At 73.2% G+C, this 23,895-nt stretch carries 24 protein-coding genes; 17 read left to right on the top strand and 7 right to left on the bottom strand.

All coding sequences use genetic code 11. The features are described 5' to 3' along the window. Positions 1 to 10: 10 nt before the first annotated feature. Genes AF335_RS08560 through AF335_RS08540 form a run of 5 tightly spaced genes read left to right on the top strand, consistent with a single transcriptional unit; the run spans position 11 to position 3,355 of the window. Positions 11 to 271, top strand: a complete 261-nt coding sequence (locus AF335_RS08560; RefSeq protein WP_102917654.1) for an acyl carrier protein — start codon at positions 11 to 13, stop codon at positions 269 to 271. 11 nt (positions 272 to 282) lie between these two features. Further along, the gene (locus tag AF335_RS08555) at positions 283 to 1,119 is read left to right on the top strand and encodes a hypothetical protein (protein ID WP_102917653.1); all 837 of its coding nucleotides are present in this window, start codon (positions 283 to 285) and stop codon (positions 1,117 to 1,119) included. Continuing rightward, the gene (locus tag AF335_RS08550; protein WP_102917652.1) at positions 1,116 to 1,724 is read left to right on the top strand and encodes a hypothetical protein; all 609 of its coding nucleotides are present in this window, start codon (positions 1,116 to 1,118) and stop codon (positions 1,722 to 1,724) included. The genes AF335_RS08555 and AF335_RS08550 overlap by 4 nt, the downstream gene beginning before the upstream one ends. Then, the gene (locus AF335_RS08545) at positions 1,717 to 2,877 is read left to right on the top strand and encodes an acyl-CoA dehydrogenase family protein (protein ID WP_102917651.1); all 1,161 of its coding nucleotides are present in this window, start codon (positions 1,717 to 1,719) and stop codon (positions 2,875 to 2,877) included. Before AF335_RS08550 ends, AF335_RS08545 begins: the two co-directional genes overlap by 8 nt. Before the next feature lie 31 nt (positions 2,878 to 2,908). Beyond that, entirely contained in the window at positions 2,909 to 3,355 is a 447-nt protein-coding gene (locus AF335_RS08540) for a holo-ACP synthase (protein WP_102917650.1), read from the top strand. Here the strand turns inward: AF335_RS08540 and AF335_RS08535 are convergent. From AF335_RS08535 to AF335_RS08525, 3 genes are all read right to left on the bottom strand, one after another. After that, positions 3,330 to 4,412, bottom strand: coding sequence for a helix-turn-helix transcriptional regulator (locus AF335_RS08535; protein WP_102917649.1), 1,083 nt, complete (start codon positions 4,410 to 4,412; stop codon positions 3,330 to 3,332). The two genes, AF335_RS08540 and AF335_RS08535, sit on opposite strands and share 26 nt — an antisense overlap. 23 nt (positions 4,413 to 4,435) lie before the next feature. Continuing rightward, positions 4,436 to 5,194, bottom strand: coding sequence for a thioesterase II family protein (locus tag AF335_RS08530; protein WP_102917648.1), 759 nt, complete (start codon positions 5,192 to 5,194; stop codon positions 4,436 to 4,438). A gap of 300 nt (positions 5,195 to 5,494) precedes the next feature. After that, positions 5,495 to 6,739, bottom strand: coding sequence for an MFS transporter (locus AF335_RS08525; RefSeq protein WP_102917647.1), 1,245 nt, complete (start codon positions 6,737 to 6,739; stop codon positions 5,495 to 5,497). Between the two features lie 107 nt (positions 6,740 to 6,846). Between AF335_RS08525 and AF335_RS08520 the strand changes: the two genes are divergently transcribed. From AF335_RS08520 to AF335_RS08490, 6 genes are all read left to right on the top strand, one after another. Further along, positions 6,847 to 7,218, top strand: a complete 372-nt coding sequence (locus AF335_RS08520) for an ArsR/SmtB family transcription factor (RefSeq protein ID WP_102917646.1) — start codon at positions 6,847 to 6,849, stop codon at positions 7,216 to 7,218. After that, complete coding sequence (locus AF335_RS08515) at positions 7,218 to 7,838, top strand: pyridoxamine 5'-phosphate oxidase family protein (protein ID WP_102917645.1); 621 nt, start codon at positions 7,218 to 7,220, stop codon at positions 7,836 to 7,838. Before AF335_RS08520 ends, AF335_RS08515 begins: the two co-directional genes overlap by 1 nt. A 135-nt stretch (positions 7,839 to 7,973) precedes the next feature. Then, on the top strand, positions 7,974 to 8,801 hold the full coding sequence (locus AF335_RS08510; protein WP_102917644.1) for an AraC family transcriptional regulator: 828 nt from the start codon (positions 7,974 to 7,976) through the stop codon (positions 8,799 to 8,801). A 126-nt stretch (positions 8,802 to 8,927) separates the two neighbouring features. Beyond that, complete coding sequence (locus AF335_RS08500) at positions 8,928 to 10,409, top strand: L-lactate permease (RefSeq protein ID WP_146045472.1); 1,482 nt, start codon at positions 8,928 to 8,930, stop codon at positions 10,407 to 10,409. A 98-nt stretch (positions 10,410 to 10,507) separates the two neighbouring features. After that, positions 10,508 to 11,257 (top strand): HNH endonuclease family protein, encoded by a 750-nt coding sequence (locus AF335_RS08495; RefSeq protein ID WP_244926961.1) that lies wholly within the window; start codon positions 10,508 to 10,510, stop codon positions 11,255 to 11,257. Beyond that, a complete protein-coding gene (locus tag AF335_RS08490; RefSeq protein ID WP_102917642.1) occupies positions 11,254 to 11,529 on the top strand; it encodes a hypothetical protein in 276 nt (91 codons plus the stop codon). Before AF335_RS08495 ends, AF335_RS08490 begins: the two co-directional genes overlap by 4 nt. Before the next feature lie 343 nt (positions 11,530 to 11,872). Here the strand turns inward: AF335_RS08490 and AF335_RS08485 are convergent, their stop codons facing one another. After that, the gene (locus AF335_RS08485; RefSeq protein ID WP_102917641.1) at positions 11,873 to 12,472 is read right to left on the bottom strand and encodes a short chain dehydrogenase; all 600 of its coding nucleotides are present in this window, start codon (positions 12,470 to 12,472) and stop codon (positions 11,873 to 11,875) included. Positions 12,473 to 12,633: 161 nt separating this feature from the next. Between AF335_RS08485 and AF335_RS08480 the strand changes: the two genes are divergently transcribed. Beyond that, complete coding sequence (locus tag AF335_RS08480; protein WP_102917640.1) at positions 12,634 to 13,497, top strand: LysR family transcriptional regulator; 864 nt, start codon at positions 12,634 to 12,636, stop codon at positions 13,495 to 13,497. 223 nt (positions 13,498 to 13,720) lie between these two features. Then, the gene (locus AF335_RS35040; RefSeq protein WP_211304077.1) at positions 13,721 to 16,339 is read left to right on the top strand and encodes a glycosyl hydrolase family 28-related protein; all 2,619 of its coding nucleotides are present in this window, start codon (positions 13,721 to 13,723) and stop codon (positions 16,337 to 16,339) included. 85 nt (positions 16,340 to 16,424) lie between these two features. Here AF335_RS35040 and AF335_RS08470 read toward each other — a convergent pair whose 3' ends face one another. Then, positions 16,425 to 18,545: a nuclease-related domain-containing DEAD/DEAH box helicase gene (locus AF335_RS08470; protein ID WP_102917639.1), complete on the bottom strand. Its 2,121-nt coding sequence runs from the start codon at positions 18,543 to 18,545 to the stop codon at positions 16,425 to 16,427. A gap of 164 nt (positions 18,546 to 18,709) precedes the next feature. On the opposite strand from AF335_RS08470, the gene AF335_RS08465 reads away from it, so the two are divergent. Beyond that, entirely contained in the window at positions 18,710 to 19,522 is an 813-nt protein-coding gene (locus AF335_RS08465) for an AAC(3) family N-acetyltransferase (protein ID WP_102917638.1), read from the top strand. A 27-nt stretch (positions 19,523 to 19,549) separates the two neighbouring features. On the opposite strand, the gene AF335_RS08460 is transcribed toward AF335_RS08465, so the two are convergent. Beyond that, complete coding sequence (locus tag AF335_RS08460) at positions 19,550 to 20,203, bottom strand: DUF4360 domain-containing protein (protein ID WP_102917637.1); 654 nt, start codon at positions 20,201 to 20,203, stop codon at positions 19,550 to 19,552. A 298-nt stretch (positions 20,204 to 20,501) separates the two neighbouring features. On the opposite strand from AF335_RS08460, the gene AF335_RS08455 reads away from it, so the two are divergent. Together AF335_RS08455 and AF335_RS08450 are read left to right on the top strand one after the other, a co-directional pair. Further along, positions 20,502 to 21,059 carry a hypothetical protein gene (locus tag AF335_RS08455; protein WP_102917636.1) on the top strand — a complete coding sequence of 186 codons (558 nt, stop codon included), beginning with the start codon at positions 20,502 to 20,504 and terminating at the stop codon, positions 21,057 to 21,059. Between the two features lie 2 nt (positions 21,060 to 21,061). Then, the gene (locus tag AF335_RS08450; RefSeq protein ID WP_184743865.1) at positions 21,062 to 21,433 is read left to right on the top strand and encodes a peptidase inhibitor family I36 protein; all 372 of its coding nucleotides are present in this window, start codon (positions 21,062 to 21,064) and stop codon (positions 21,431 to 21,433) included. 96 nt (positions 21,434 to 21,529) lie between these two features. On the opposite strand, the gene AF335_RS08445 is transcribed toward AF335_RS08450, so the two are convergent. Beyond that, positions 21,530 to 22,849: an aldehyde dehydrogenase family protein gene (locus tag AF335_RS08445; protein WP_102917634.1), complete on the bottom strand. Its 1,320-nt coding sequence runs from the start codon at positions 22,847 to 22,849 to the stop codon at positions 21,530 to 21,532. A 171-nt stretch (positions 22,850 to 23,020) separates the two neighbouring features. On the opposite strand from AF335_RS08445, the gene AF335_RS08440 reads away from it, so the two are divergent. Next, on the top strand, positions 23,021 to 23,716 hold the full coding sequence (locus AF335_RS08440; protein WP_146045471.1) for a hypothetical protein: 696 nt from the start codon (positions 23,021 to 23,023) through the stop codon (positions 23,714 to 23,716). Positions 23,717 to 23,895: the final 179 nt, after the last annotated feature.

The following is a 23,895-nucleotide window of genomic DNA, read 5'->3' as shown; positions in this document are numbered from 1 at the left end:
AGAGAAGGACATGGAACGTCACCACGTGGTCACCGCCGTCGAGTCGGCGCTCGCCGAGGTGCTGGAGCGCCCCGTCTCCGGGCTCACCGAGGACGTGCGCCTCTTCGAGGACCTGCACCTGGACTCCACCTCGGTGCTGGAGATGCTGATGGCCCTGGAGGACGCCATCGACATCTCCGTCGACCCGGAGAGCCTCGACATGGACGACTTCAAGTCGGTCGGCACGCTCACCGACTACGTGCTCTCGCAGCAGGCCCCGAGCGGGGTGTGAGGCACCCTCCCATGCCGACCCTCCTCGCCGCGTCGGCGGTGGTCTCACCACCCCGCAGGCCCTTCGACGACTCCCCCGCGACCCTGTCCTACTACCGCGACCTGGTCGGGCCCTTCGGCCTCGACGTGGACGAGGCCCTGCTCCGGGAGGCTCCCCACGTCCGCCACCAGGACCTCGTGGAGCTGCTGGCCGGCGCCGACGGCATCCGCGACTTCGAGCCCGACCTGGTGGTCGTGGCCCACGCCCTGCCCGACGTCACCCCCTTCACCGCCGTCGCCCCCCATCTGGACCACCTGCTCGGCGGCGGGTCCGTCAATTTCGGCATCCACCAGCAAGGGCTGGCCGCGCCGTTCACGGCCCTGCGCGCCGTCTCGGCGTTCCAGCGGGGCCGCCGCAGCGAACGGGCGGTCCTCGCCGTACTCGAACAGACCACTCTGCCCACCCGCTTCCCCCTGGTGCACGACCACGGGCTCGTCGACTCCGGTGTGGTCCTCGCCCTCGGCACGGACGGGGGGCCGCGCCTCACCGGCGTGGAGACCGTCGCGGCCGCGCGGGGGCCCGCCCGGCGACTGCGCGAGCTGACCGCCGCGGACCCGGCCGGCACACTGCTGGTCGCCGGGGCCCGGGTGGACCGGGCCGCCCTGGACGAGGCCGCCACGGCGGTCTTCCACGCCGACCCGGACACCTACTGCACCGGCGTCTGGCTGGCCCTGGCGCGGAACTGGCACACCTGGCGCGCCGACCACTCCACCGTGGTGCTGTGCGACACCGAGCCACGGACCGGGGACACCCATATCGCCGTACTGCGCGCGGCCGCCGGGCCGGCCGCCGGAGAGGAGGGACGATGACGGTCCAGGACGGCGCGGCCCCGGTCACCGCGGCGGACCGGCTCGCCGCGTTCGCCGCCGCGCTGGACGCCTGCCACGAGCGGGCCGTGCCGGGGGGCGTGGTGGTGTCCCGTACCGGCTGGGCCGTCGCCTCCGTGCGGCGGCTCGGCGACGGCGACCCGGTCCCGGATGGTTCCGGGACGCTCGCCGCCCGGCACGGTCCGCGGGCGAGCGACGAGGAGGCGCTCGGCGCCTTCCGCGAGGCGCTGCTGGAACTGCACCGGCGGACGCTGCGGGACGTGCTCGACGCCGCCGTCTCCCGCCTCGACCGGCGGGAGTCCGAGGGGGCCCCGCTGCTGGGCAGGCAGCTCGTCCGGGGTGCCGTCGCCGATGTGGCGCTGGCGCTGGCCCAGGCCCGGGACGTGCTGCGGCTGCCCCGGCCCACCGCCGACCGCCACCACCGCGTCCACCGGGAGCTGGTGGCCGCCGGGCGGACCGCCCTCAAGCTGTACGGCGCCTTCGGTTTCACGGCCGAGGGGCCCGGTGCCCTGCTCCATCTGACCGAACTGCTCGGCGACACCTATCTGTGCCCGGAGGACCCGGAGGCGGAGGCCGGCCATGAGTGAGCGACTGCCCGAGCGCGCGGTGCTGCTGCGCGACCACGTCAGGGAGGCGGCCACCGGGCTGCGGGACGCCGGCATGGAGATCGACCGGGACCCCACGGCCATCGACCGCCTGCTCCACCTTCCCGCCGTCGCCCTGATGCGCGGCTGCACCGTTCCCGTGGAGTACCTGTCGTCGCCGCTCCGCGTCGGCCCGTACACGTACGACATGGGTTCGTGCCTGGAGCACACCCTCACCATCGAGGAGCTGAGCTACGGGGACGCCGGGTTCATGCTGGCCTGCCCGGGGCCGCTGATGTCGGGTGTCGCGGTCGGCGCGCTCGGTGACGACAAGCAGCGGCACGCCTACTACCAGCGGCTGGCGGGCCCCGAGCCCACCTGGACGTTCTTCGGCCTGACCGAGCCCGGCAAGGGCTCGGCGGCCGCCGAACTGGAGACCACGCTCACCCCGGACGGCGACGGCTTCCGGCTCGACGGCGCCAAGCGGTACGTGGGCAACGCCGCGTTCGCGCAACTGGGCGTCGTCTTCTGCCGCCGGGCGCCGGGGCCGCTGGGCATCGAGGCCGTGCTCGTCGACACGGCGGACCCCGGCTTCCGGGCCGAGCCGATCCCGACCGTCGGTCTGCGCGGCGCCCGGATCTCCGCGATCACCCTCGACGGCGTGCGGGTGGAGCGGGAGCGGATCCTCGGGTACGACACGCTCAAGCCCAGCCGCCGGGGGCTCGTCGGGGCCATCCGCACCCTCCAGCGCTTCCGTCCGGTGCTCGCGGGCACGGCCCTGGGCCTGACCCGCGCGGTCCTGGACCACGTCCGCGCGGAGCGGCCGGCCCTCGCCGGGGCCGCCCGGCGCCGCCTGGACGGCCTCCAGGACCTGCTCGACGCCGCCCGGTGGCACAACTACGCCGTCGCGTCGGCGATCGACGCCGGGGAGGTACGGGCCGACCGCGTCGCCGGGGTCAAGACCCGCGCCGCCGAGCTGGCCGAACGCGCCACGCTCGCCGCGGCCGAGCTGCTCGGTCCGGCCGCCCTCCTGCGGGACCCGTGGCTGCACAAGGCGTACCGCGACGCGCGTGCCTTCGAGTTCATGGAGGGGACCGGTCACATCCAGCGCCTCGCGGTCTTCCAGGGCGTCGCCAAGGGAACCTTCCTCCGCTGACCCGGGGCTGACACAGAATCAGGAGCGGGCCGTGTGGATCGGCATCGACGTACTCACCGAGGACGAGCTGAGCGGTCTGCTGGGCCGGCCCTGGTTCCGTGCCTTCGTCTACGACGCCGACGAGCTGGCGCTCGCCGAGGGCCTGGGGGAGGGCCGCACCCGGGAGTTCCTCACCGGGCGCTTCGCCGCGAAGGAGGCCGTCCTCAAGGTCCTCGGTACGGGCGTCGGCGCGGGGGTGACCTTCCGTCAGGTGGCCGTGCTGCGCACGGCGGGCGGCGCCCCCGAGGTGCGGCTGTCGGGGGCGGCCGCGCGGCGGGCCCGCGAGTGCGGCATCGGCGCCGTCGACGTCTCCGTCACGCACAAGAAGGGGCTGGTCATGGCGGCGGCGATCGGGGTGCCGGAGAGGTGCGGCGGCGCGGCCCCGGCCGGCGCCGGGTGCCGCCACGGGCGGGTCAGCGGAGCCCGGCCGCGCCGCTGACCAGGCCGGCATGGGCTGCCGCCACCCCGGCCTGGAAGCGGCTCTCGGCGTCCAGCTCCTCCATGATGGCGGCGATGTAGCGCCTGAGGGTCCGGGTGGAGGTGCCGACCCTGCGGGCGATCACCTCGTCCTTGAGGCCGGCGGCGAGCATCTTCAGGATCGAGCCCTTGACGTTGTCGAGGGCCGATTCGGGGGCGGTGGCACCGTCGAAGGAGCACGCGGACTGCCAGATGTTCTCGTACATGCCGCGCAGCAGCTCCACGATCACCGGTTCGTACATGGCGGTGACCAGGGCGGTGGGGCCCTCGCCGGAGGCCGCGGGCAGGAACACCACCTCGTGGTCGACGATGACGACGAAGCGGGACACCTCGTCCGAGGTCCGCACCTCGGCCCCCGTGTCCCGGTTCCGCTGGAGGTTGGCGCGGAAGCTGGGGTGGGAGCGGGCCGTGTGGGGGTAGAGGGCGCGGACCCGCACCCCGCGCTGCACCGCTTCGAGGGTCAGGGACCGGGTGTCGTCCAGCAGGCCCGTGCGGCAGCCGTTCACCGGCCACATCGTCAGGATCTCCCCGTGGCCCCGGCGGAGGGAGTCGGCGAGTCTGAGCCAGAGCTCGCGCGGGTTCTCCAGGGTCACCACCAGCTCGCCCCGCTGCTGGGCGCGCAGGTGCCGCTTGTACGCGTTCGCGAAGCGGCCGAGCCGCCGGTGCACCAGGGCGAGCTCGCGCCGCTTCTCGTAGATCGCCGCTTCCAGCGGAAGGACGAGTTCGACCTGGGCGGAGTCCGGGTCGACGGCCGTGAAGGTCCGCTGCTCCGCGCAGTACCGGACGAGCCTGAGCCGACGCAGGGTCTGCATGATCCACGCGATCGCCGGGCCGGGCGTGCCGAGGGCCGTGGCGATTTCCGGGACGGTGACCGAGTGATGCGCGAGGACGTATTCGTAGATACGGAGAGCGAGGTCTTCGTCGTCGTTCCGGCCGTACGGCGAAGGGGCGGTGGAAAGATCCTCCGTACCTTCGGCCGGCCGGCCCGTCCATCCTGTCAGCCCGGGTTCTTCCTCCACCGTGTCCGCTCCTGTTCCGGCGATCAGTTGATGTCTTCCCCGAGGGTTTCGGTGATCTTTTCGGCGACGGCCGTCACATGGTCGTTCAGGAAGAAGTGGCCGCCCGGGAATTCCATGACGTGGAACCCCGCCGAGGTGTGCCGTCGCCAGCCCTGTTCGCCACCGCCCGCGACATAGGGGTCGGCTTCGGCGAGCAGGAAGGACACGGGGCACGCGACCTTCGCCGCCGGGTCGGCGAGATAGCCGGAGTTCGCGCGGTAGTCGTTCTTCACCACGTCCAGGACGGGTTTGAGGAATTTCGGCCTGGTGAACAGCTTGGCGGGGATTCCGCCGAGCTCCTTGAGCTCGGCGACGATCTCGGCGTCGCTGCCCGGCGCGTACGCCCCGAGGCCGTCCGAGGGGGACCGTCTGCCGGAGACGACGAGGCGTGACGGCCCGTTCCCCGCCGCCTCCAGCCGCCGGGTGACCTCGAACGCGACCACGGAGCCGAAGCTGTGGCCGAAGACGGCCACCGGCGGGCCGAGCCATGGGGCGAGCTCTTCGGCCACCCTGTCGGCGAGCTCGCCGACATCCGCGATCAGTGGTTCCTCGCGGTTTCCCGGGCGCCCGGGGTACTGCGCGGAGAGCACCTCCACGGAATCCGGGAACGCGGCCGACAGCGCGTTGTAGGCCGTGGCCGAGGCGCCCGCGTAGGGAAGGCAGATCAGCCGGACCGAGGGGGCCTTACAAGGGGTGAGGTTCTGGATCCAGGGACTCTTTTTCGCCGTCTCTCGGGTGTCCATTCGCACCTTCCGGGAATCGCCCGCACCGCAGGTGCCGGCCGATGACAGACGTGCCTATCTGAAGAACTGACCCGGCATCCGCTCTCGCAACGTAACCAACGGTATTATCGTGCGTCAACTATTTTCCCGTGAAGAATATTTGGCGTCCAGAGGGGTGGCCGGTTGCGGCCACCCGCGCATGAATGCCGGAAATATGATCCGGGAGATCCGGCGGCCGGTACCACGCACCGCCGTCCGCCCGCCCGGGTGCGGGCGGACGGCGGCGGCGTCCGGATCCCCGGGAACCGCGGGCGGATTCCGCTATTTGGCGGGCGACTCCTGGGCGCCGACCCGGGGCGCGGCCGCGGCGGCGGTGCTCGTACCGCTCTCGAAGCGCCCGGTCAGCACGGTGATCAGGGCCGCGGCGACCGTGAAGGCCGCGCCGGTCCAGGCGAGGTGGGCGGGACCACCGGGGCCGAGGATGCCCGCGCCGAGCACGCTCGACAGCGAGATCGCCAGATACATCACGGCCGCGTTGAGGGAGACGACCAGCGGTTCGGTGCCCGGGGCGGCGAAGGCGATGATGCGCTGCTGCTGCGGGGCGGTGACCGACCAGGACCCGATGCCGCTGACGGCCGACAGGACCACGGCCAGGGCGTACGAGGAGTGGGCGACGGCCATGAGCCCGAACACGACGGTCAGCAGCAGGGTCGCCCCGATGACCACCTTGCGGGGACCCTTGCGGTCGGCCAGCCGGCCCGCGGTGAGGTTGCCGGCCGTACCGGCCAGGCCGAACACCAGCAGCAGGATCGCCACCCGGCCGGAGTTCCCTCCGGTGGCGGGCTCGAAGACGGCGCTGATGTAGGTGTAGGGGAGGTAGACACCGATGAACGCGATGAGGGTGCAGGCCAGCACGCCGACGACCCTGCGGTCCGTGAGCGGGGCGAGCCGCTGACGCAGCCCGGCGCGGGCGCCGACGGAGACCTCGGGCAGCCGCAGGGCGATCACGGGGGCGACGAGGAGGGCGAGCGCGGTGACGAACCACATGGTCGCCTGCCAGCCCAGCGCGTCACCGATCGCGGTGCCCAGCGGCGCGCCCAGGGCGAGCGAGGCGGTCAGGCCGACGGTCACGATCGCGATGGCCCTCCCCCGCTGTTCGGGGCCCGCGAGCGTGGCGGCGGTCGCGCCCGCGTTCGGGGTGAACATCGCGGCACCGGCCGCCGCGATGACACGGGAGATCAGCACCAGCGTGTAGTCGGGCGCGAGCGCGGTGACGACGTTGCCGACGGCGAACACCAGGAGCGCGAGGATCAGCACGCTGCGCCGGGACCACCGGGAGGTCAGAGTCGCGAGGACGGGCGACAACAGGGCGTACGCCAGGGAGAAGACGCTCACCAGCTGGCCGGCCGCGCCCACGGAGACGTCGAGGGAGTCGCTGATCTCGGGGAGCAGGCCCGCGATGACGAAGGCGTCCGTGCCGACGGCGAAGGTTCCCAGCGCCAGCACGGCGGCATGCCCCCGCCAGGGTCCCGGCTGCGCGTCGGTGGCCTGCACGGTTCGTGTCATGAGTACACCCGCATTTCAATGGACGTCATCTATTTCGATGCGCATCGTAATGCATGTTCGATGTGTATCGTAGATGTCGAGCTGCATCGAACAAGCGTGGAGGCGAGATGCGAACGTTGGATCAGGCCCGACTGCCCCAACCGGACCTGGCCGAGGTGGAGATCGGCACGGTGCTGCAGGCTCTGGCGGACCCGGTGAGGCTGCAGATCGTGCGCCTGCTCAGCCGTCAGGGCACCGCGGCCTGCGGCGAGCTCGACGTCCCGGTCAAGCGGTCGACCGTCTCCCACCACCTGCGGACCCTGCGCGAGACGGGGCTGCTGGAGACGCACCTGAAGGGCAACACCCGGGTCAGCAAGGTGCGCCGGGAGGAGCTGGACCGGCGCTTCCCGGGGCTGCTCGCCTCGATCCTGGACGCCGCGCCCGCTGTGCCGGCCGCCCCTCCGGAGGAGGAGCCCGGCGGAGCGGACGGGGAGCGCTGATGGGACGCTACGCACAGCTCGCGTACACGGACAGCGTGCGCCGGGCGCAGGAGGAGAACGGCAGCGCCTCAGTAGGCGTGCGCGGCCTCGCCCGGCCCGACGACGCCGACCCGCTGGGCCCCGCCGAGGCGTCGTTCATCGGCTCGCGCGACGGCTTCTACCTGGCCAGCGTCAGCGAGACCGGCTGGCCCTACGTACAGTTCCGCGGCGGCCCGCCCGGCTTCGTCCACGTCCTGGACGGGCGGACGCTGGCCTACGCCGACGTGCGCGGCAACCGGCAGTACATCACCACGGGCAATGTGCGGGCCGACGGGCGCGTGGCCCTCTTCTTCATGGACTATCCGCACAAGGCGCGCCTCAAGCTCTTCGGCCGCGCCCGGACGCTCCCCCTCGACGAGGACGCCGAACTGACGCGCCGCCTGGTCGGCAGACGCACCGACGGCAAGCTCGAGCGCCTGATGACCGTCCAGGTCGAGGCGGTCAGCTGGAACTGCTCCCAGCACATCACCCCGCGCTTCTCCGAGCCCGAACTCGACGCGGCGCTGGAGCCGATCCGCGCGCGCATGGCCGAACTGGAGCGGCAGAACGAGGAACTGCGGGCGCGACTCGGCCAGGGGTGACCCGGCCTCGGCACAGACGCGTGCGGCCCGGCGCGGGCGGACCCCGCCCCGGAGGGCGCGGGGCACCGGCCCCGGCCGGCCGGGGCTGTGAGCCCGGCCATAGGCCGGGAGGCGCCCGTCTGCGAGCATGCGCCGATGGAAGCGCGAGGCGAGCACGCACGGCTGTGGACCGCGGCGGGCAGCCCCCAGGTCGAGCTCCTGACCGCCCGCTTCGAGCGCTTCGCCTTCGACCGGCACAGCCATGAGCAGCTCTCGCTCGGCGTCATCGAACAGGGCGCCGAGGGGCTGCACATGGCCGGCGGCACGGTGGTGGTACCGGCCGGGCAACTGGTCGTCATCAACCCCGGACAGGTGCACACCGGATTCGCCGCCGAGGAGTCCGGCTGGCGCTACCGGATGTTCTACTTCGACACGGCGATGGTCGACGAACTGGCCCGCGAGCACCTGGGCACCGACGGCGTCTGGTTCCCGGAGACAGCCGTACGGGACGCCGAACTGTTCGCCCGGCTGCGCCGCGTCCACCGGCGGCAGGAGCGCGCCGGGGACCCGCTCACCGCCGAGTCCCTGCTGCTCGACGGCCTGGGCGCGGTGCTGCGCCGGCACGCCCGTACCGGCCGGGCCGCCTCCCCCGGGACGCCGCGGGACGCGCGCCGCGGCCCGGATCTGGCCCGGCAGATGCTGCACGACCGCTGGACGGAACCCGTCACCGTCGCCGAGCTGAGCGCCGTCGCGGACATGCCGCGGGCGTCCCTCATCGCCGCGTTCCGCCGGGCCTACGGGCTGCCGCCGCACGCGTACCTGCTGCGGCTGCGCGCCAACCGCGCCCGCCGCCTGCTCCTGGCCGGGGGGCGGCCCGCCGACGTGGCGGCCGCCACGGGGTTCTCCGACCAGGCCCATCTGACGCGCGTCTGCAAGCGGTACTTCGGGGTCACGCCGGGGGCGATCCGCGCCGCCCGTCCCTGAGCGGCGCCCGCGACGGCTCCCCCGGGCGCCGTCCCGCCCCCGCGACTTTCGTTCAAGATCGCCGATGGCCTTCGCCGCGAGGCTGTGCCACGAACGTACGGCGAGAGACGAAAGGCGGCTCGGACGATGGTGTGGGCGATAGCGGTTTCCCCGCTCGTCATGGTGCTGGGAATGATCACGGGGTTGCGCCGGCCGGCGCACTGGGCGGCGGTCGCGGGCACCGCCCTCGCGGCGGTGCTGATCTGGTGGCTGCCGGAGTTCGCACTGCCGGGCGACGTGCTGGCGGAGGGCGCCGGAGGGGCCGGGCTGCTGGTACTCAACGCCGCCGCGGTGATGCTGCCCGGCGTCTATCTGAGCCAGGTGCTCACCCGCAGGGAGGTGCACCGCTCGCTCCAGGAGTGGGTGCGCGGACTGCCGCTGCCGGGACCCGCGACGATCGCGCTGGTGGTGGCGGGCATCGCCCCCACCGTGGAGGCGCTCACCGGCTTCGGGGTGTCGCTGCTGGTCACCGTGCCCGTGCTGCTCGCTCTGGCACCGGCTCCGACCGCGCTGCGGCAGGCCATGCTCGGTATGAACATCATGCCGTGGGGCACCCTCGGCCTCGCCACCGTCATCGGCGCCGCGCTGACCGGGCGGGAGACGGCCGCCATGGGCACCGCCACCGCGGTCACCAGCTCCCTGGTGTTCCCGCTGGTGACCGTGTGGGCGGCGTTGCTGACCCGGCCGCGGCGCCGGTTCCGTACGGCCGTCATGGCCGCGGCCGCGGGCGCCGTGCTCTCGCTCGGGCTGCTGGCGTTCGACCGGGCGGGCGTGGTCCAGCCGGCGGGCGTGCTGGCCGGGTTGTCCACCACGGCCGTCGGGCTGGTGATCTGCGCCGTCCGGCGGTCCCGGGCCGGCGCCGGGCCGGGGGCCGGGGCAGGCGCCGGGTCAGGTGGCCGGCTGCTGCCGCCGGCCGCCGTCCTGCGCGCGTACGGCCTCGTCCTCGGCGGGATCGTCCTCACCCGCGTGGCCAAGGCCCTCGGCGTGCCGCCCTTGGAACTGCACGCGGGCAACGCGAGCTTCGCGCTGCTGTCCTCGCCGTGCCTGCCGTTGCTCGCCGCCGCCCTGGTGCTGGACCGGGGGCGCCCGAACGGCCCGGACGCCCGTGCCGCGCTGACCCGGGTCGGCCGGCCGCTGCTCGCCCTGGCCGGGTTCGTCGCCCTCGGCCGGCTGATGGCGGACAGCGGCATGATCGGTGAACTGGGCTCGGCCGTCGCCGGATCGCCGTCGCCGGTCATCGCGCTGGTCGCGCCCGCGCTCGGGATGCTCAGCGGTTTCCTCACCGGGTCGAACGTCGGCGGCAACGCGCTGATGATGCCGCTCCAGGAGCGTCTCGCCCCGGCCGGTGCGGGACTCGACGCGTGGTTCGCGGCCCTACAGAACAGCGCGGCGGGCCACGCCGTCTTCACATCACTGCCGATGATCATGCTCATCCTGGCGGTGGCGGGTGACCGCGCGAAGAGCTCCGGCGTCTCCGAACACACCTTGCTGCGCTTCGGCCTGCGGGTGGCGGCCGCGGTGTACGCGGCCCTGGCGGCGACGGCGCTCGCCCTGGTCTCGTTCACATGAGCGACCAAAGAGCATGATCATATCCGGGATATCCTCTTCCGTCAGGACATGCGGCCCCTTTATGGTCGAAACAGCGATGAGTGGGGGGCGGACCCTTGGTGACATGGTCTCAGCGACGACTGACCGGACTGGTGGCGGGGGTGTGCGCGGCCGGCATCGCGCTCTCCGGGTGCGGAAAGCAGGCGGACGAGCGGTCCTCCCCCGACCGGGCGGCGTCGTCCGCCCCCGCGACCGGCGGTAAGGGCGGCGGCAAGGGCACCGACAAGAGCAACGGCAAGGGCAGCGGCAAGGACGTGCTGCCCGGGCTGCCGTCGGCGGAGCAGGCCCGGAAGATGCTGGGGAAGCTGACGGTGGCCAAGTCGCGGCCGATGACCGGTTACAGCCGCAACGCCTTCCCGCACTGGGCCCAGCAGGGAGACCGCTGCGACACCCGCGAGACCGTCCTGGAACGCGACGGCCAAGGCGTGAAGCGGGACGACCAGTGCCGCGCGGTCTCCGGCACCTGGCACAGCCTGTACGACGACAAGACGCTCACCTCGGCCTCGCAGGCCGACATCGACCACATGGTCCCCCTGGCCAACGCGTGGCGTTCGGGTGCGGACTCGTGGACCACTGAGAAGCGCAAGCAGTTCGCGAACGACCTGACGCACCCGCAGCTGCTGGCCGCCTCCGCCGCCTCGAACCGCAGCAAGGGCGACCAGGGCCCGGACCAGTGGCAGCCCCCGGCCAAGAGCGCCTGGTGCGTCTACGGCCGCGCCTGGACCTCGGTGAAGGACACTTACGGTCTGACCGTCACCGACGAGGAGAAGAAGATGCTCGGCACGATGTTGGGTACGTGCAACTCATGACACAGAGACCCGAGCAGTACCAGGACAAGGTGACGGCGGGCCCGGGCGGGGTGATGACCGACGAGGTCGGCGTCGTCACGGGCGATCTCACGATCGTCACCACGTGCCGCGGCGACGGCCGCGCGGACGTCCGCGTGCAGTACACCGGCGCCGAGGAGTGGTACACCCTGACCGGCAGCCCCGTTCCCGTGCCGCCCGCGGGCCTTCAGGCCCTCCATGACGCGGTCCTCACGGCCGCGCGGGCCGGCGGCGCCGCCGAGGTCCCACGCTAACGCGGGCCATCCGCGAGGTCAGGTCGTAGGCGCGGCGGTCGGTGAGGCTCCCGGGGAGGAACGGGTGAACGGCGCCGTGGCACGGCCGCCGGGTGCGCGGCTCGCTGGAGGGTGGTCGCGGCCGCCACTCGGCGGGACGGGGCCCGTCTTCGCGCACGGCCGCGCCGGACCGGAGGGGACGGGGCCCTGCGTGCCCGGAGCCGCCCCGGCGGGACGGCCGCGCCGAGCCGGTGCGTGCCCGGCCCGGCGTCGCCGGTCGTACCGGCTTCGGGCCGTCCGCCGCCGCACCGGCTCCGACGGATCCCGGTCGGGCCCCTGGCCGGCGTGACCCTCCGGCCCCGGCCTAGCGCACCCGGTACACCTGCCCCGTCTGCGCCCCCTCGACCGAGCGGACGTACGCCGTCGCGACACGGGCCGCCGGAACGGGCTCCATGCCGGCGAAGAAGGGCCCGTAGGCGGCCAGGGACTCCTCCGCCACGGTCGGGCTCACCGCGTTGATCCGCTGCGGCGGCAGCTCGATCGCGGCGGCCCGTACGAACGCCTCCACCGCGCCGTTGGCCGCGGACGCGGCTGCCCCGGCCACGATCGGCTCCTCCGTGAGGACCCCGCTGACCAGGGTGAACGAGCCGGTGGCGGCAATGTGCCGGGCGCCCTGGCGGACCAGTTCGAGCTGGCCGAGCGCCTTGCCGCGGAACGTCGCCACGAAGTCCTCCGAGGCCAGCTCGGCCAGCGGCTTGAACACGGCGTCGCCCGCCGCGACGGCCACCGCGTCCAGCGGACCGGCCTGTGCGTACAGCCGGGCGACGGCCTCCGGGTCGGTGACGTCGCAGACCAGGTCGCCACCCGTGCGGCCCACGCCGATCACCTCGTGCCCGCGCTCCGCGAGCGCCTCGCGTACCGCGGAGCCCAGCGTGCCGGCCGCGCCGACCAGAAGAATCCTCACCACTCACCATCCGATGTCTGGAGAACGCCCCGGTGACGCCGGGGCGCCCCCGGGGAGTGCCCCGGGGAGGGAAGCCGGGCGAACCACCCGGCGCATCCGACGCTACGGATCGCGCGCCGCGCCCGGAAATGCCTTCCGGGCAGCGACTATGCTTCCCACGCATGGATGTGGAGCTGCGTCACCTCAAGGCCCTCGCCGCCATCGCCGAGGCGGGCACCGTCACCGCCGCGGCCGGTCTGCTGCACATGACGCAGCCCGCCCTCTCGCGCACGCTCGCGCAGTTGGAATCGCGCGTGGGGGTCCGGCTGGTCGACCGCTCCTCCCGGCATCTGGAGCTCACCCCGGCCGGCACGACCCTCCTCGGGCACGGGCGGGCCATCCTCGCCCACCTCGACGCGGCGCTCGCCGACACCCGGGCCGTCGACCGGCCGCTGCGGCTCGGCTACACCTGCGCGGTCCTCGGGCAGCAGACCGTACCGCTGCTGCGCACATGGCGACGGGCACACCCGCACGCACCGCTCGAAGTCGTCCGGCAGGACAACAGCACCGCGGGTCTGGCGACCGGTGACACCGACGTGGCGGTGCTCCGTACCGTCCCCGCCGACCCGCGCATCCGCACCGAGGCCCTCTACACCGAGGACCGGGTCGCCGCCCTGCCCGACGACCATCCGCTGGCCTCCCGCGACCGGGTGCGGCTGGCGGAGCTCACCTCCGGCCCGGCCCTTCCGCTGGCCCTGTGGCCGGACACCGGCACCGCCTCGGTGGATCTCTGGCCCCCGGCGCGGCGCCCGGCCCGGACGGTCGAGGTGCGCAACGTCGACGAGTGGCTGAACCTCATCGCCACGGGCGGCGCGTTCGGCGTCGGCGCCGCGGGCACGGCGGAGAGCCACGGCCACCCGGGGGTGCGCTTCGTCCCGGTCGGCGACGCGCCCGCCGCCACGGTCTATCTGGCCCGCCCGGCGCATCCCACGCACCCGCGCACGGAGGAGTTCCTCGCGGCGGTGCGGGAGGTGGTCAGCGCCTGAGTCCCGGCGTGAGTCCTGCCGGGTGACGAGCGCGACGGCAGGCCCGGGCCATGGGAGTGACCCGGGGTTTGCGTGGCGGCCACTCACTCGGGTGGATTCCCGAGTAATCGGGCGGGAGCCGGGGATCGCCTTGAGAAGGGCCGTCGTGCGGCCCGCGGGCCCCGGCACCGGCCCGGGGCGGCCGGGTCCGGCCGACGGGTGCGCGCGAGGGCAGGAGCAGGCGATGGCCACAGCAGCGGTCGCGGTGGACGTCGCCGCGGGTGACGTCCTCTGTCCGGCCGGGGATCCCGCCGATCCGGGGAAGTTGACGAAGGCGACCCCCGGCGCGCTCCTCGCCGGTACGACCGTGGCGGGCGTCGCCGCCCGGCCGGCCGCCGCGGGGTCCCGGGTGACCTATTTCGCCGCCTCCGAGGTGGTGCCCGCGGCGACGGCGGGGCTCGGGGCCGGGCTCGCCCGCGCCGTCGTCGTCGACGCGTCGGCGCGGCCCGTGCGGCGGACCGCGCCGGACCCCGGGGCGTGGGTCGTCGGCACCTGTGACGCCCGGGGAGCACTCACCGTGGCTCCGCACCACGGCTTCGCGGATGTGAAGGACTTCGGCGCCAAGGGCGACGGCCTGACGGACGACTGGGCCGCCATCACCGCCGCGATGGACTCCCTGGCCCCCGCCACGGGCACCGGCACCGTGTACTTCCCGGCCGGCTACTACAACCTGAGCCGGCCCCTGCTGGTCAGTGGCTTCCCGGGCATCGAGATGCTCGGGGAGAGCCGGGAGAGCAGCGTGATCCGGTTCCTCACCGGCCACCACGGCCCCGCCCTGTGCGTCTGCCCCGCGGAGGTCGGTCACCTGCCCACCGGCGACGCCCTGCTGTCGGGGCCCGGCAAGGCCGGGGTGCTGGCCCGGGGGCGCAGCAACACCCTCGACTTCCGTGACAGCCCGGCGCTCGACGTCGACGGGCTGGCCGCGTTCTCCGTCGAGTGCACCGTGCGGGTCGACGGGACGCCGGCGGGGACCATGGCGGTCCTCACCAGCTCGGGGCGGCGCACCGCGCGCGACCCCGAGCACCAGGCGTTCGGGGTGTACTTGGTGGACACCGGTGCCGGGGGGCTCGCGGTCTCGGCCACCGCCCGCATCGGCGGACGGGACGTGACGGCGCGCCTGGACGGGGCCGTGCCCGTGGGTGTCACCACGCATCTCGCGCTGACGTACGACGGCGCCCGGCTCCGGCTCTTCGCCGGGGCGCCGGGCACCACCACGGCGGTGGCCGAGCGGCCCGCGGCCGGGCCGTTGCAGCAGGCCCTGGAGGAAGGCGTCTACCTCGGCCTCTACAGCTCGTACAGCTGGCCCGAGTACCACCCCGAGCACCAGGCGTTCCCCGGCCGGATCGACTCCATCCGTTTCTCCTCGAAGGCGACCCGGACGGCGGCGTTCACCGCACCGACCGCGAAGTTCCCCACCGACGACGCGAGCAACCGGGACACCTTGCTGCTCGTCAACTTCGACCGGGACGTCGACGTCTTCACCGTCGGCTACAGCTGGCGGGGCCGGCCGCCGGGGGCCGGGGCCGACCTGGTCTATCTGCTCCACCACTTCGACAAGATCCCCGCCTACTCCTCACCGGTGGTGCGGCGGCTGGGCTTCCAGTCGCCGCGCGGCGCGGGCATCCACGGCCAGCTGGGCCTGAACGCCGTGCTCGACCGGGTGAAGGTGACGGCCGCGCGGGACGGCATCCGCTTCCGCGACAACTCCTACCTCGCCGAGTTCGAGCACGTCGAGATCGTGGCCGACCGGCTAGGGCTCCAGCTCAGCGGCAACACCGCGCTGGTGAACGTCAAACGTCTCCAGGTCCGCGGCGCGCAGTACGACTTCGTGGCCACGGACGTGGTCGGTGTGTTCGCCCGGGACTGGTACATCGGCACGCAGCGCTCGATCGTTCCCGTGCTGCTGACGTCCCAGGCGTCCTTCGGGTTCTTCCACGGCGTCGGCATCGGCATCAGTTCGGAGGACGTCGCCCGGGCGGAGCCCAAGGACCGGAGGTGGCAGGCCGCGGTGATGACCGCGAGCCTGACCAGTCTGGTGCTGGAGAGCTCGACCCTCGACACCGGCAACAGCGACACCACCCAGTGTCCGTGCGTCATCGTCGACAGCTCGCTCAACCGCGCCGGCGGCGGCCCGTCGGAGAGCAACTACACCTTTGTGAACTGCGACTTCTGGCCCAGTCCCGATGCGAAGTCGGTGTTCGTGCTGTCGGGCGAGACGCTGCCGCACCCGGTGCGGATCATCGGCGGCAGGAAGACGAAGCCGGCCGCCGCCCCGGGGCCGATCCCCTGGACGCTGCCCCAGCAGGCCCCTTTCGTGTCGTTCGTCGGCGGCGCCGTCTCCACGACGGACGACGGGCTGACGCAGTGGCGGGGCGGCAAGGACTGGATCTTCGCGTACGACACGGGAACCGGCCGCGTCCAGGCGGCGGAACGGGAGTCACAGGCGACGGGGGTCGCCGTGGCGGGCGGCTCCGTCGACCTCTGCGCGGTGCCCCTCGCGCCGGGCTCCACGGTCCTCACGGCCGAGGTCGCCGCCACCGACTCCCGTGGCGGAGGCGCCCGATGGATCGTCGAACAGGGTTTCGGCAAGTCCGCGGCGGCGGTCGTCACGCCCTGGGCGGCGGCGACCCGGGTCACCGACGCCTTCGGCTCCGAGAGCGGCGCGCCCCCGTCCGACTGGCAGGCCCCCGCCCTCATCGCGGTGGACGGCACCGCCGTGGTGCGGTGCACGGCGCCGGCCGGGCAGCGGCTGGCGTTCACGGTACGGCTCAAGGCACTGGAGGCCCTGCCCGCCGGACCGTGACCCGCCCGGGGAGGCGACCGGAGGGCGACTCGGCGCCCGGCCGGCCGGGGCGGGAACGTGTGGCGGCCGACGGCCTCGTCGTTCCTCACGGGCGGCTGAACGAGCCCAGCCACAAGGTGTCCCTGGCCCGGGTCATGGCGACGAAGAGCTGGCTGCGGTGGAGTTCGCGGCGTTCGCGGGCGACACCGTCGTCGGCGCCGTCGCCCGGCACGGCGGCCGGGGTGTCGTGGTCGGGCAGGTACACGTGCTTGAACTCCAGTCCCTTGGCCCGGTGGTAGCTGCCCAGCTTCACGCCGGGCACGGGGTGGCCGTCGTACTGCTCCAGGGTGACCGCGGGTATGCCGGCCCGGGTGAGCAGGCGCCGGTAGCGGTCCCGCTCGGATCCGGTGCGGCAGAGAACCGCCGAGTCGGGCCATGCCCGGGGGCCCAGGGCGCGCAGGGCCGTGAGGAGCGCCTCGTCGTGCTCGGCGCGGGTCGGCACGGTGAGCCGGGTGACCCGGCCGCCGTCGCCGTAGGTGAGGTCGACGTCGCGGCGCCCCGCCGTGGGGGTCCCGTCGATGTCGTCGAAGGTGTCGTCGGCGACGACGGCGAGAGCGGCGTCGAGGATCTCCTTCGCGTTGCGGTAGTTCTTGCGCAGCAGCTGGCCACGGCCCCGGACGTCGATGCCCGCGTCGGAGAGGCGGAAGCCGCCGGGGTAGACGGCCTGCTGTCCGTCCCCGACGAGCAGCAGGCCGTTGGCCGCGTCGCCGACGAGGGCGTGGAGCAGGCGCACGCCGACGAAGGTGAGGTCCTGCACCTCGTCGACGATGACGGAGGTGTAAGGGGTGGCGCCGGGGTGTGCGAGGGCCTCGTCGAGCGCGAGGGTGAGGATGTCGTTGAAGTCGTGCACGCCCTTCGCGGTGCGGTTGCGCTCGTACTCCTCGTACAGCGCCCACACGGCCTCGCGGTGGGACCTGCGCAGGTTGGTGCGCCGGCGTTCGCGTCGCAGGGGCGGGGCGTACTGTTCGAAGGCCGTGATCCCCCGTCCCTTGATGACGTAGTCGATCTCCTCCTGCCAGTATCCGGGCGCCGGGTCCAGGCTTTCGAGGACCGTGTGGCGACCATGGCTCTGCCAGGCGCGGCTGAACGCGTCGACGGCCTTGGCGCGGTCCAGCCGGGTCACGACGCCTCTGTCGCGGAGGAACTGGCCGGCCCAGGCGTGGAGGCTGCGGAAGTCGACCCGGTCGGCGGCCGCCGGGGCCATCGCCTTGAGGAACGTCCTCTGCACACGGGGCAGGTTGTTGGCGAAGGTCACATAGAGGATCCGGCCGGACGTGCGCTGGGCGAGGTGGGCGGCGCGGTGCAGGGCGACGACCGTCTTGCCCGTCCCCGCCGGGCCGCTGACGCGTGCCGGGCCGGACCAGTTGCGGCGGACGAGGGCCAGCTGGTCGGGGTGGAGGAATGTCATCCACTGTTCGATCGGGGCGCTGCGGGCGGCTTCCAGGGCCGCCTTCCGTATGCCCTCGACGTCGAAGAGCGCGTCCTCGGGCCCGGGTGCGGCAGGGGCCGCCGGGGCCGCGGACCGAGTGCGGGCCGAGGTGTCGGACCGGGTGCGGGCCGAGGTGTCCTCGTAGGCGGGGAACGCGCGCTCCAGGTGGTCGGCGACGGCTTTCACCTCGGAGGGGCGCAACCGGGTCCGGCCGGCGATGAGCGCCGGGGTCACCTCACGTTCTCCCAGCAGTCGCACGGCTCCCAGGGCGGTGTCCAGGGACCGGCCCGCGAAGACCATGAGGGCCTGGACGGCCACGGGTGAGAGGTTCCGCGCGCCGACGGCGTCCTCCGCGAGCCGGGTCACCTTGAGGAGCTTGCCGATCTCGCGGTCGTACGTACGGCCGCCGGCCGTGAGGTGCCCGTCGCCGACCTCGGGGGCGTGTCGCCAGTTCTTGACGTCGATGACGAAGACACCACCGGGGCCGACGAGCAGCATGTCGACGTTGGCCGCGCGGGTGCCGGGCCAGCGCCGGTCGAGGAGCAGGCGCCAGCCGCGCCGGGTGAGGATGTGCAACTTCGCGGCGACCTTGCGCTCGCCTTCACTGGCCGCTTCCCAGTTGCGGACCTCCCATTGGGCGACCTTGAGCTGTTCGCGCAACTCACGTTCGTGGCGCCGGGCTTCCTGTGCCCTTTTCCACGCCGATCCCCCCGCGCCCGTGCCCACGCCCGTCGTCATGTCCACCCCTCGCCCACCCCGAACGTAAAGTGATGATCGTATAACGCATCGCAGTGGAGGAACCTGATGGACGCGCTCCCGGTGGCGGCGGGGCGGGTGGGCCAAAAGGTGCTGCCGGGAAACGCGGTGGTATGTGAGGACGGGCTCCGGCACAATCGGCCGTTATGTCGACGATTCCTGTGAACGGTCCGTTGTGTACGCGCGAATCGCTCGCCGCCGAACTGCGGGCTCTGGGCGTACGTCCTGGTGAGACGCTCCTGGTGCACACCTCGCTCAGCGCGCTCGGCTGGGTGTGCGGCGGCGCCCCCGCCGTCGTCCTGGCACTGCTGGACGTGCTGGGCGAGGAGGGGACGCTGGTCGTGCCCACGCACTCCGGCGACAACTCGGATCCCTCGGGCTGGGGCAACCCGCCCGTGCCCGAGGCGTGGTGGGCGGACATCCGCGCGTCCATGCCGGCCTACGATCCGCGCACCACTCCCAGCTTCGGCGTCGGGATCGTCCCGGAGACCGTCCGCACCTGGCCGGGAGCGCTCCGCAGCGCCCATCCGCAGACCTCCTTCGCGGCCGTGGGCCCACGCGCCAACGCCTTGCTGGACGGTCACGCGCCGGACTGCCGACTGGGCGAACGCAGCCCGCTCGCCCGGCTGGAGGAGGCCGGGGCACGGGTCCTCCTCCTCGGTGCGGGCTTCGCCTCGTGCACAGCGTTCCATCTGGCGGAGTACAGGGTTCCGGAACCGCCGCAGGCCGAGAGCTCCTTCGCGGTCATGACGCCCCGGGGCCGCCGGTGGACCACCGTGCGCGACACCGACACCAGCGAGGAGGGGTTCGCCGAGCTGGGCGCGGCCTTCGAGGCGGAACGCCCGGTGGCACGGGGGCCCGTCGGGGCGGCCGAGGCCCGGCTGTTCCCGCTGGCCGACGCCGTGGCGTACGCGAAGGACCGGCTGGCCGCGCACCGGCCGCGCACGGCTTCCGCGTGAACGCGGTGCGGCCGGAACGGCCGTGCCTCAGGTCGCCGGGCAGCGCTTCCAGGCGAGGTGGTAGACGGTCTGCGCGCTGTCCGGCGGCAGGTAAGGCCCGTACGTGACGGAACTGCTGGTCGTCGAGGGGTCCGAGGTGCCGGCCTCCACCCCTGTCGCCAGGTTGAGGACGAGGGAGCGCTCCTCACCGCACGGGGAGTAGTCGAGGCTCTCGGAAGGGAAGATGTCGGCCTCCGACCACCCTTCCTGGAACGGGCCGACGAAGGAGTGCGTCCGGGAGTTCACCGACGGCCGGCCCTGGAAGTAGTTCGCGACCCTCACATACCCTCTGGCCCCCTTCGCCAGGGAAGCGGAGCCTTCGTAGTCCGTGCCGGCGATGGCGTACGTATAGTCCTTCGGCGCTTTCACCCTCAGGAAGACCTGGCAGTTCCTGCGGGCTTCGTCCGGTTTCGAGCCGACGCCCACCCGGGAGCCGAAGCCGCCTGCGGACAAGGTGAATCCGATGTTGCCTGGTGCCATCGCCACCGAATCGAACATGGAGGAGCAGTACCCGTTGACCACCGCCACTTCGATGAGGACGCTGCCCGGCGGAGGGGTGTCGCCGGGGACGGACCGAGCGGGTGACAGCGCGGCGGCGAACAGGGCCGCGGCGGTTCCGGCGATCAGGGCGGGAGTGAACAAGGGTGACCCCTTTCCATCGCTCTTCGACCGTTCCGTTATTGCGTTCTTTCGTCCTTCCCCCGGGCTTCTTCCGTACCGTAGAAAACCGTCGCGCGGCGTCCATGCCACCACCGCGCGCGTGACGTGTACAGGGCCGGACCGGGGTCAAGTGCCGTACCGGACAGGGGCGGTGCGTCCACGACCGTCGAACCGGTCCCTATAGTCACCTTTACGGGTGATAGGGCGCATGGCTCCGCGATCCGTGGGGAGAGTCGCCGTGCACAGACCGATCACTGCCCCCCCGGAGAACCCTCCGCACATGCGCCATCGCACACGAACAGCCGGGCCGCCGCCCTCCGCTCCGCGTCCGGCGAGCCTCCTCCTGGCCGGGCTCATGGCCGGCTGCCTCCTGACCGGATGCGCGGAGCCGGCTCCCCGGCCCGCCCCGGACGACGTGCTCAAGGCCGCCACCCAGCGCCTGACCGACGGCTGCCTCACACGGCAGGGCCTCACCCCGCCCCGCCCGGGCCGGACCCCGTCACCGGCGGCCGAGCAACGGCGGGTGGACGACGCGCTCTTCGGCACCGGCCGGGCGGAGCTCTCCGTCGTCCTGCCCACGGGCTACGCCGTACGCGCCCACACCGACGGCTGCCTGGCCGCGGCCCAGCGGCGGCTCTACGGCGACCAGCGCCGCTGGTTCCGGGCCTCCGTGATCGTCAACAACCTCCGGCCCGAGGCCGAGCACACCCACCGCGACCTCGCCGAGGTCCGGGCCCGGCACAGCGCCGAGATCGCCGACTGGCGGCGGCTGCGCGCGCACGCCCTCTCCGAAGCCACATCCCCTCTCGACAACCCACCACCAACGGGAGAATCATGACCATGAAGCGCCTCACCGCTTTCCTCGCGGCCACCCTGATCTCCACGGGCGCCGTCCTGGCCACGTCGGCCGCCGCCCAGGCGGCGGACTGCCGCAGCGGCTACTTCTGCGTCTGGACCGACGCGAACTTCGACGGCATGAAGATCGAGCACAGCGGCGACGACCACTGGTGGGAGGGCGACATGTTCAAGCACGACTCCGCCTGGGCGAACCACGGCGTCTCCGGGCCGGGCGTCAAGGACCATGTGAAGGTCTACGAGGGCCGCAAGCTGCTGGGACGCGTCACCCTCTGTCTGGCCCCCGGCCAGGAGGTCGGCTACAACGCGGGCGCGAACGACCAGGGCGGCTCACACACCTGGACCTCCGGCTGCTGATCCCGGTCCGAGGCCCCGCCGCGCTCGCGGCAGCCCGTTCGCCCGCCCGGCCCCGGGCGGGCGAACGGGACGGGCCCGCCGGACGGGTACTCCCCCTCAGACGAGCGGCTTCTCCAGCACGGCCTTCCGGTGGCTGAACGTCTCGATCGAGTAGCGGCCGTGGTAGTTGCCCATACCGCTCTCACCGACGCCGCCGAACGGCAGGTCGGAGACCGTGAGGTGAGCGAGCGGCAGGCCGAACCCGAGGCCGCCGGAGGAGGTTTCGGCGGCCAGGCGCCGCCGCGTCGTCCCGGAGCCGGTGAAGGCGTACAGCGCCAGCGGCTTGTCGCGGTCGTTGATGAAGGCGATGGCCTCGTCCAGACCGGCGACGGTGACGAGGGGAAGGATGGGGCCGAAGATCTCCTCCTGCATCACCGGCGACTCGGGGGCCACATCGGCCAGGACGGTCGGGGCGATGTACTTCGTGGCGCGGTCGCTGCCGCCGCCGACCACGACGCGGCCGGAACCGAGCAGGCCGGTCAGCCGGTCGAAGTGGCGCTCGTTGACGATCCGGCCGTAGGCGTCGGACGTCTCCGGGGTGGCTCCGTACAGCTTCTCGACGGCCCGCGTCAGGGCGGGTTCCAGCGCGCGGGCCGTCTCCGGGTCGGTGAGGACGTAGTCGGGCGCGACACATGTCTGGCCGGCGTTGAGGAACTTGCCGGCCACGAGCCGCTCCGCGACGGTCGCCGGGTCGGCGTCACGGTCGACGAACACCGGTGACTTGCCGCCCAGCTCCAGGGTGACCGGGGTGAGATGGCGGGCGGCGGCGGCCATGACGATACGGCCGACAGTGCCGTTCCCGGTGTAGAAGATGTGGTCGAAGCGCTCCGCGAGCAGGGCCGTGGTCTCGGGGACGCCTCCTTCGACGACGGCCACCGCGTCGGTGTCGAGGTAGCGGGGCAGGAGGCGGGCGAGGACGGCGGAGGTGGCGGGCGCCAGCTCGCTGGGCTTCGCGACGACCGCGTTGCCGGAGGCGAGCGCTCCCACCATGGGGGCGAGCAGCAGTTGCGCGGGGTAGTTCCAGGGGGCGATGACCAGCACGACGCCCAGCGGGTCGTACTGCGTCCAGGCCGTGGCCTCGCCGAGGTGCGGAGGGACCGGGGCCGGCTCGGGGCGCAGCCAGGCGTCGAGGTGGTCGAGGGTGTGGTCGATCTCGCGGATCGTGAAGTCGATCTCGGTGCGGTACGCCTCGTACGCGCTCTTGCCCAGGTCCGCGTGGAGGGCGGCGGTGAGCTCCGTGTCGTGTTCGGTGAGCATCGCGCGCAGGCCGCGCAGCTGGGCCGTGCGCCAGTCGGTGGGCTTGGTGCGGCCGGTGCGGAAGGTGGCGCGGAGGCGGGCGACGGCGTGAGCGGGCTGCTCGGGGGCGGGGTGGTGCACGGGAGCCTCGATCGCGGTTGTGGGGCTGGACGGGGGTTGCTTGATGCCCTCAAGCAATCACTTTGATGTAAACACCAATATTTAAGACAGTCAAGTAATTGTCGGAGCCTCGACCGCTCGGACGGAGTGTTGAACTGAACGCATGTTCGAGGCGCGTGAGAGATTGGAGGCATGGATTCCGTTATCGAGACTTTTTATGACCGTGCCACGGCCTCCGGCGGTCACTGGCCCGATGACGACCGCACGCTGGCGGTCGTCGTGGCCCGCGACGGGGACGCGGCCGTCGGCTCGGTCGCGCTGCTCGACCTGGGCGCCGAGGACAGCGCGCTGAGGATCGTCGCACTGCCGGAGGCCACCGACGACACATGGGTACCGCTGATGCGGGAGGCGGCGCGGGTCGCGCGGAAGGCCGGCGGCACGGTGCTGCGGTGGGTCGCGGAGACGGGCGAGATGCCCGCGCCGGCCGTGGCCGAGCTGGGCGCCGCCGAAGGCGAGGAGATCTACCGCTGGTGGCGGCTCGCCCTGCCCGCCGCGCGGCCCGCCGGTACCGGAAGCGCGGTGCGGGAGCTGCCCGCCCCGGACGGTGCCGCCTTCCGGCTCGGGCTGGAGGATGCCCTGTTCGACGTGGAGATCGAGGACGGTACGGCGGTCCTGGCGCATGACCGCGAGGAGGAGGGGACGGCCGCCGGGCTCACGGAGCTCCTCGCCGCGGTGGTGGACAGGGTGGGCACCGGGCACCCCGGGGTCGGCGCTGCCGAGGCGTACGCGGACTCCCGCGACGACGCGCTCGTCGAGGCGCTGCGCGCCCTGGGCTTCACCCCGACCGACCGGCGGGCCGCCGAGTACCGCCTCGTACTCCTCCCCTGAGACCGGGGGGACGGACCGGCGCGCGGGAGGCTCTCCCGGGTGACACCCCCGCCCCCGCGACCACCGGGGCTTCCCCGGTCGCGGGCGCGCCGACCGCGTCGCCGGCCCGCCGGAAAATCGTTCGCGCGCGCCGGGACGGCCCGGATAGCGTGGGATCAAGAGCCGCGGAGAGCGCGGGC

The organism is Streptomyces eurocidicus, from assembly GCF_002891295.1.
Classification (GTDB): domain Bacteria; phylum Actinomycetota; class Actinomycetes; order Streptomycetales; family Streptomycetaceae; genus Streptomyces; species Streptomyces eurocidicus.
This window is presented reverse-complemented; position numbering and strand designations above follow the sequence as displayed.

Excerpts from the sequence above, each read along its gene's own strand:
- AF335_RS08560 (WP_102917654.1), top strand. The coding sequence starts at position 11 with ATGGAACGTCACCACGTGGTCACCGCCGTCGAGTCGGCGCTCGCCGAG.
- AF335_RS08555 (WP_102917653.1), top strand. The coding sequence starts at position 283 with ATGCCGACCCTCCTCGCCGCGTCGGCGGTGGTCTCACCACCCCGCAGG.
- AF335_RS08550 (WP_102917652.1), top strand. The coding sequence starts at position 1,116 with ATGACGGTCCAGGACGGCGCGGCCCCGGTCACCGCGGCGGACCGGCTC.
- AF335_RS08545 (WP_102917651.1), top strand. The coding sequence starts at position 1,717 with ATGAGTGAGCGACTGCCCGAGCGCGCGGTGCTGCTGCGCGACCACGTC.
- AF335_RS08530 (WP_102917648.1), bottom strand. The coding sequence starts at position 5,194 with ATGGACACCCGAGAGACGGCGAAAAAGAGTCCCTGGATCCAGAACCTC.
- AF335_RS08525 (WP_102917647.1), bottom strand. The coding sequence starts at position 6,739 with ATGACACGAACCGTGCAGGCCACCGACGCGCAGCCGGGACCCTGGCGG.
- AF335_RS08520 (WP_102917646.1), top strand. The coding sequence starts at position 6,847 with ATGCGAACGTTGGATCAGGCCCGACTGCCCCAACCGGACCTGGCCGAG.
- AF335_RS08515 (WP_102917645.1), top strand. The coding sequence starts at position 7,218 with ATGGGACGCTACGCACAGCTCGCGTACACGGACAGCGTGCGCCGGGCG.
- AF335_RS08510 (WP_102917644.1), top strand. The coding sequence starts at position 7,974 with ATGGAAGCGCGAGGCGAGCACGCACGGCTGTGGACCGCGGCGGGCAGC.
- AF335_RS08500 (WP_146045472.1), top strand. The coding sequence starts at position 8,928 with ATGGTGTGGGCGATAGCGGTTTCCCCGCTCGTCATGGTGCTGGGAATG.
- AF335_RS08490 (WP_102917642.1), top strand. The coding sequence starts at position 11,254 with ATGACACAGAGACCCGAGCAGTACCAGGACAAGGTGACGGCGGGCCCG.
- AF335_RS08480 (WP_102917640.1), top strand. The coding sequence starts at position 12,634 with ATGGATGTGGAGCTGCGTCACCTCAAGGCCCTCGCCGCCATCGCCGAG.
- AF335_RS35040 (WP_211304077.1), top strand. The coding sequence starts at position 13,721 with ATGGCCACAGCAGCGGTCGCGGTGGACGTCGCCGCGGGTGACGTCCTC.
- AF335_RS08470 (WP_102917639.1), bottom strand. The coding sequence starts at position 18,545 with ATGACGACGGGCGTGGGCACGGGCGCGGGGGGATCGGCGTGGAAAAGG.
- AF335_RS08465 (WP_102917638.1), top strand. The coding sequence starts at position 18,710 with ATGTCGACGATTCCTGTGAACGGTCCGTTGTGTACGCGCGAATCGCTC.
- AF335_RS08455 (WP_102917636.1), top strand. The coding sequence starts at position 20,502 with ATGCGCCATCGCACACGAACAGCCGGGCCGCCGCCCTCCGCTCCGCGT.
- AF335_RS08450 (WP_184743865.1), top strand. The coding sequence starts at position 21,062 with ATGAAGCGCCTCACCGCTTTCCTCGCGGCCACCCTGATCTCCACGGGC.
- AF335_RS08440 (WP_146045471.1), top strand. The coding sequence starts at position 23,021 with ATGGATTCCGTTATCGAGACTTTTTATGACCGTGCCACGGCCTCCGGC.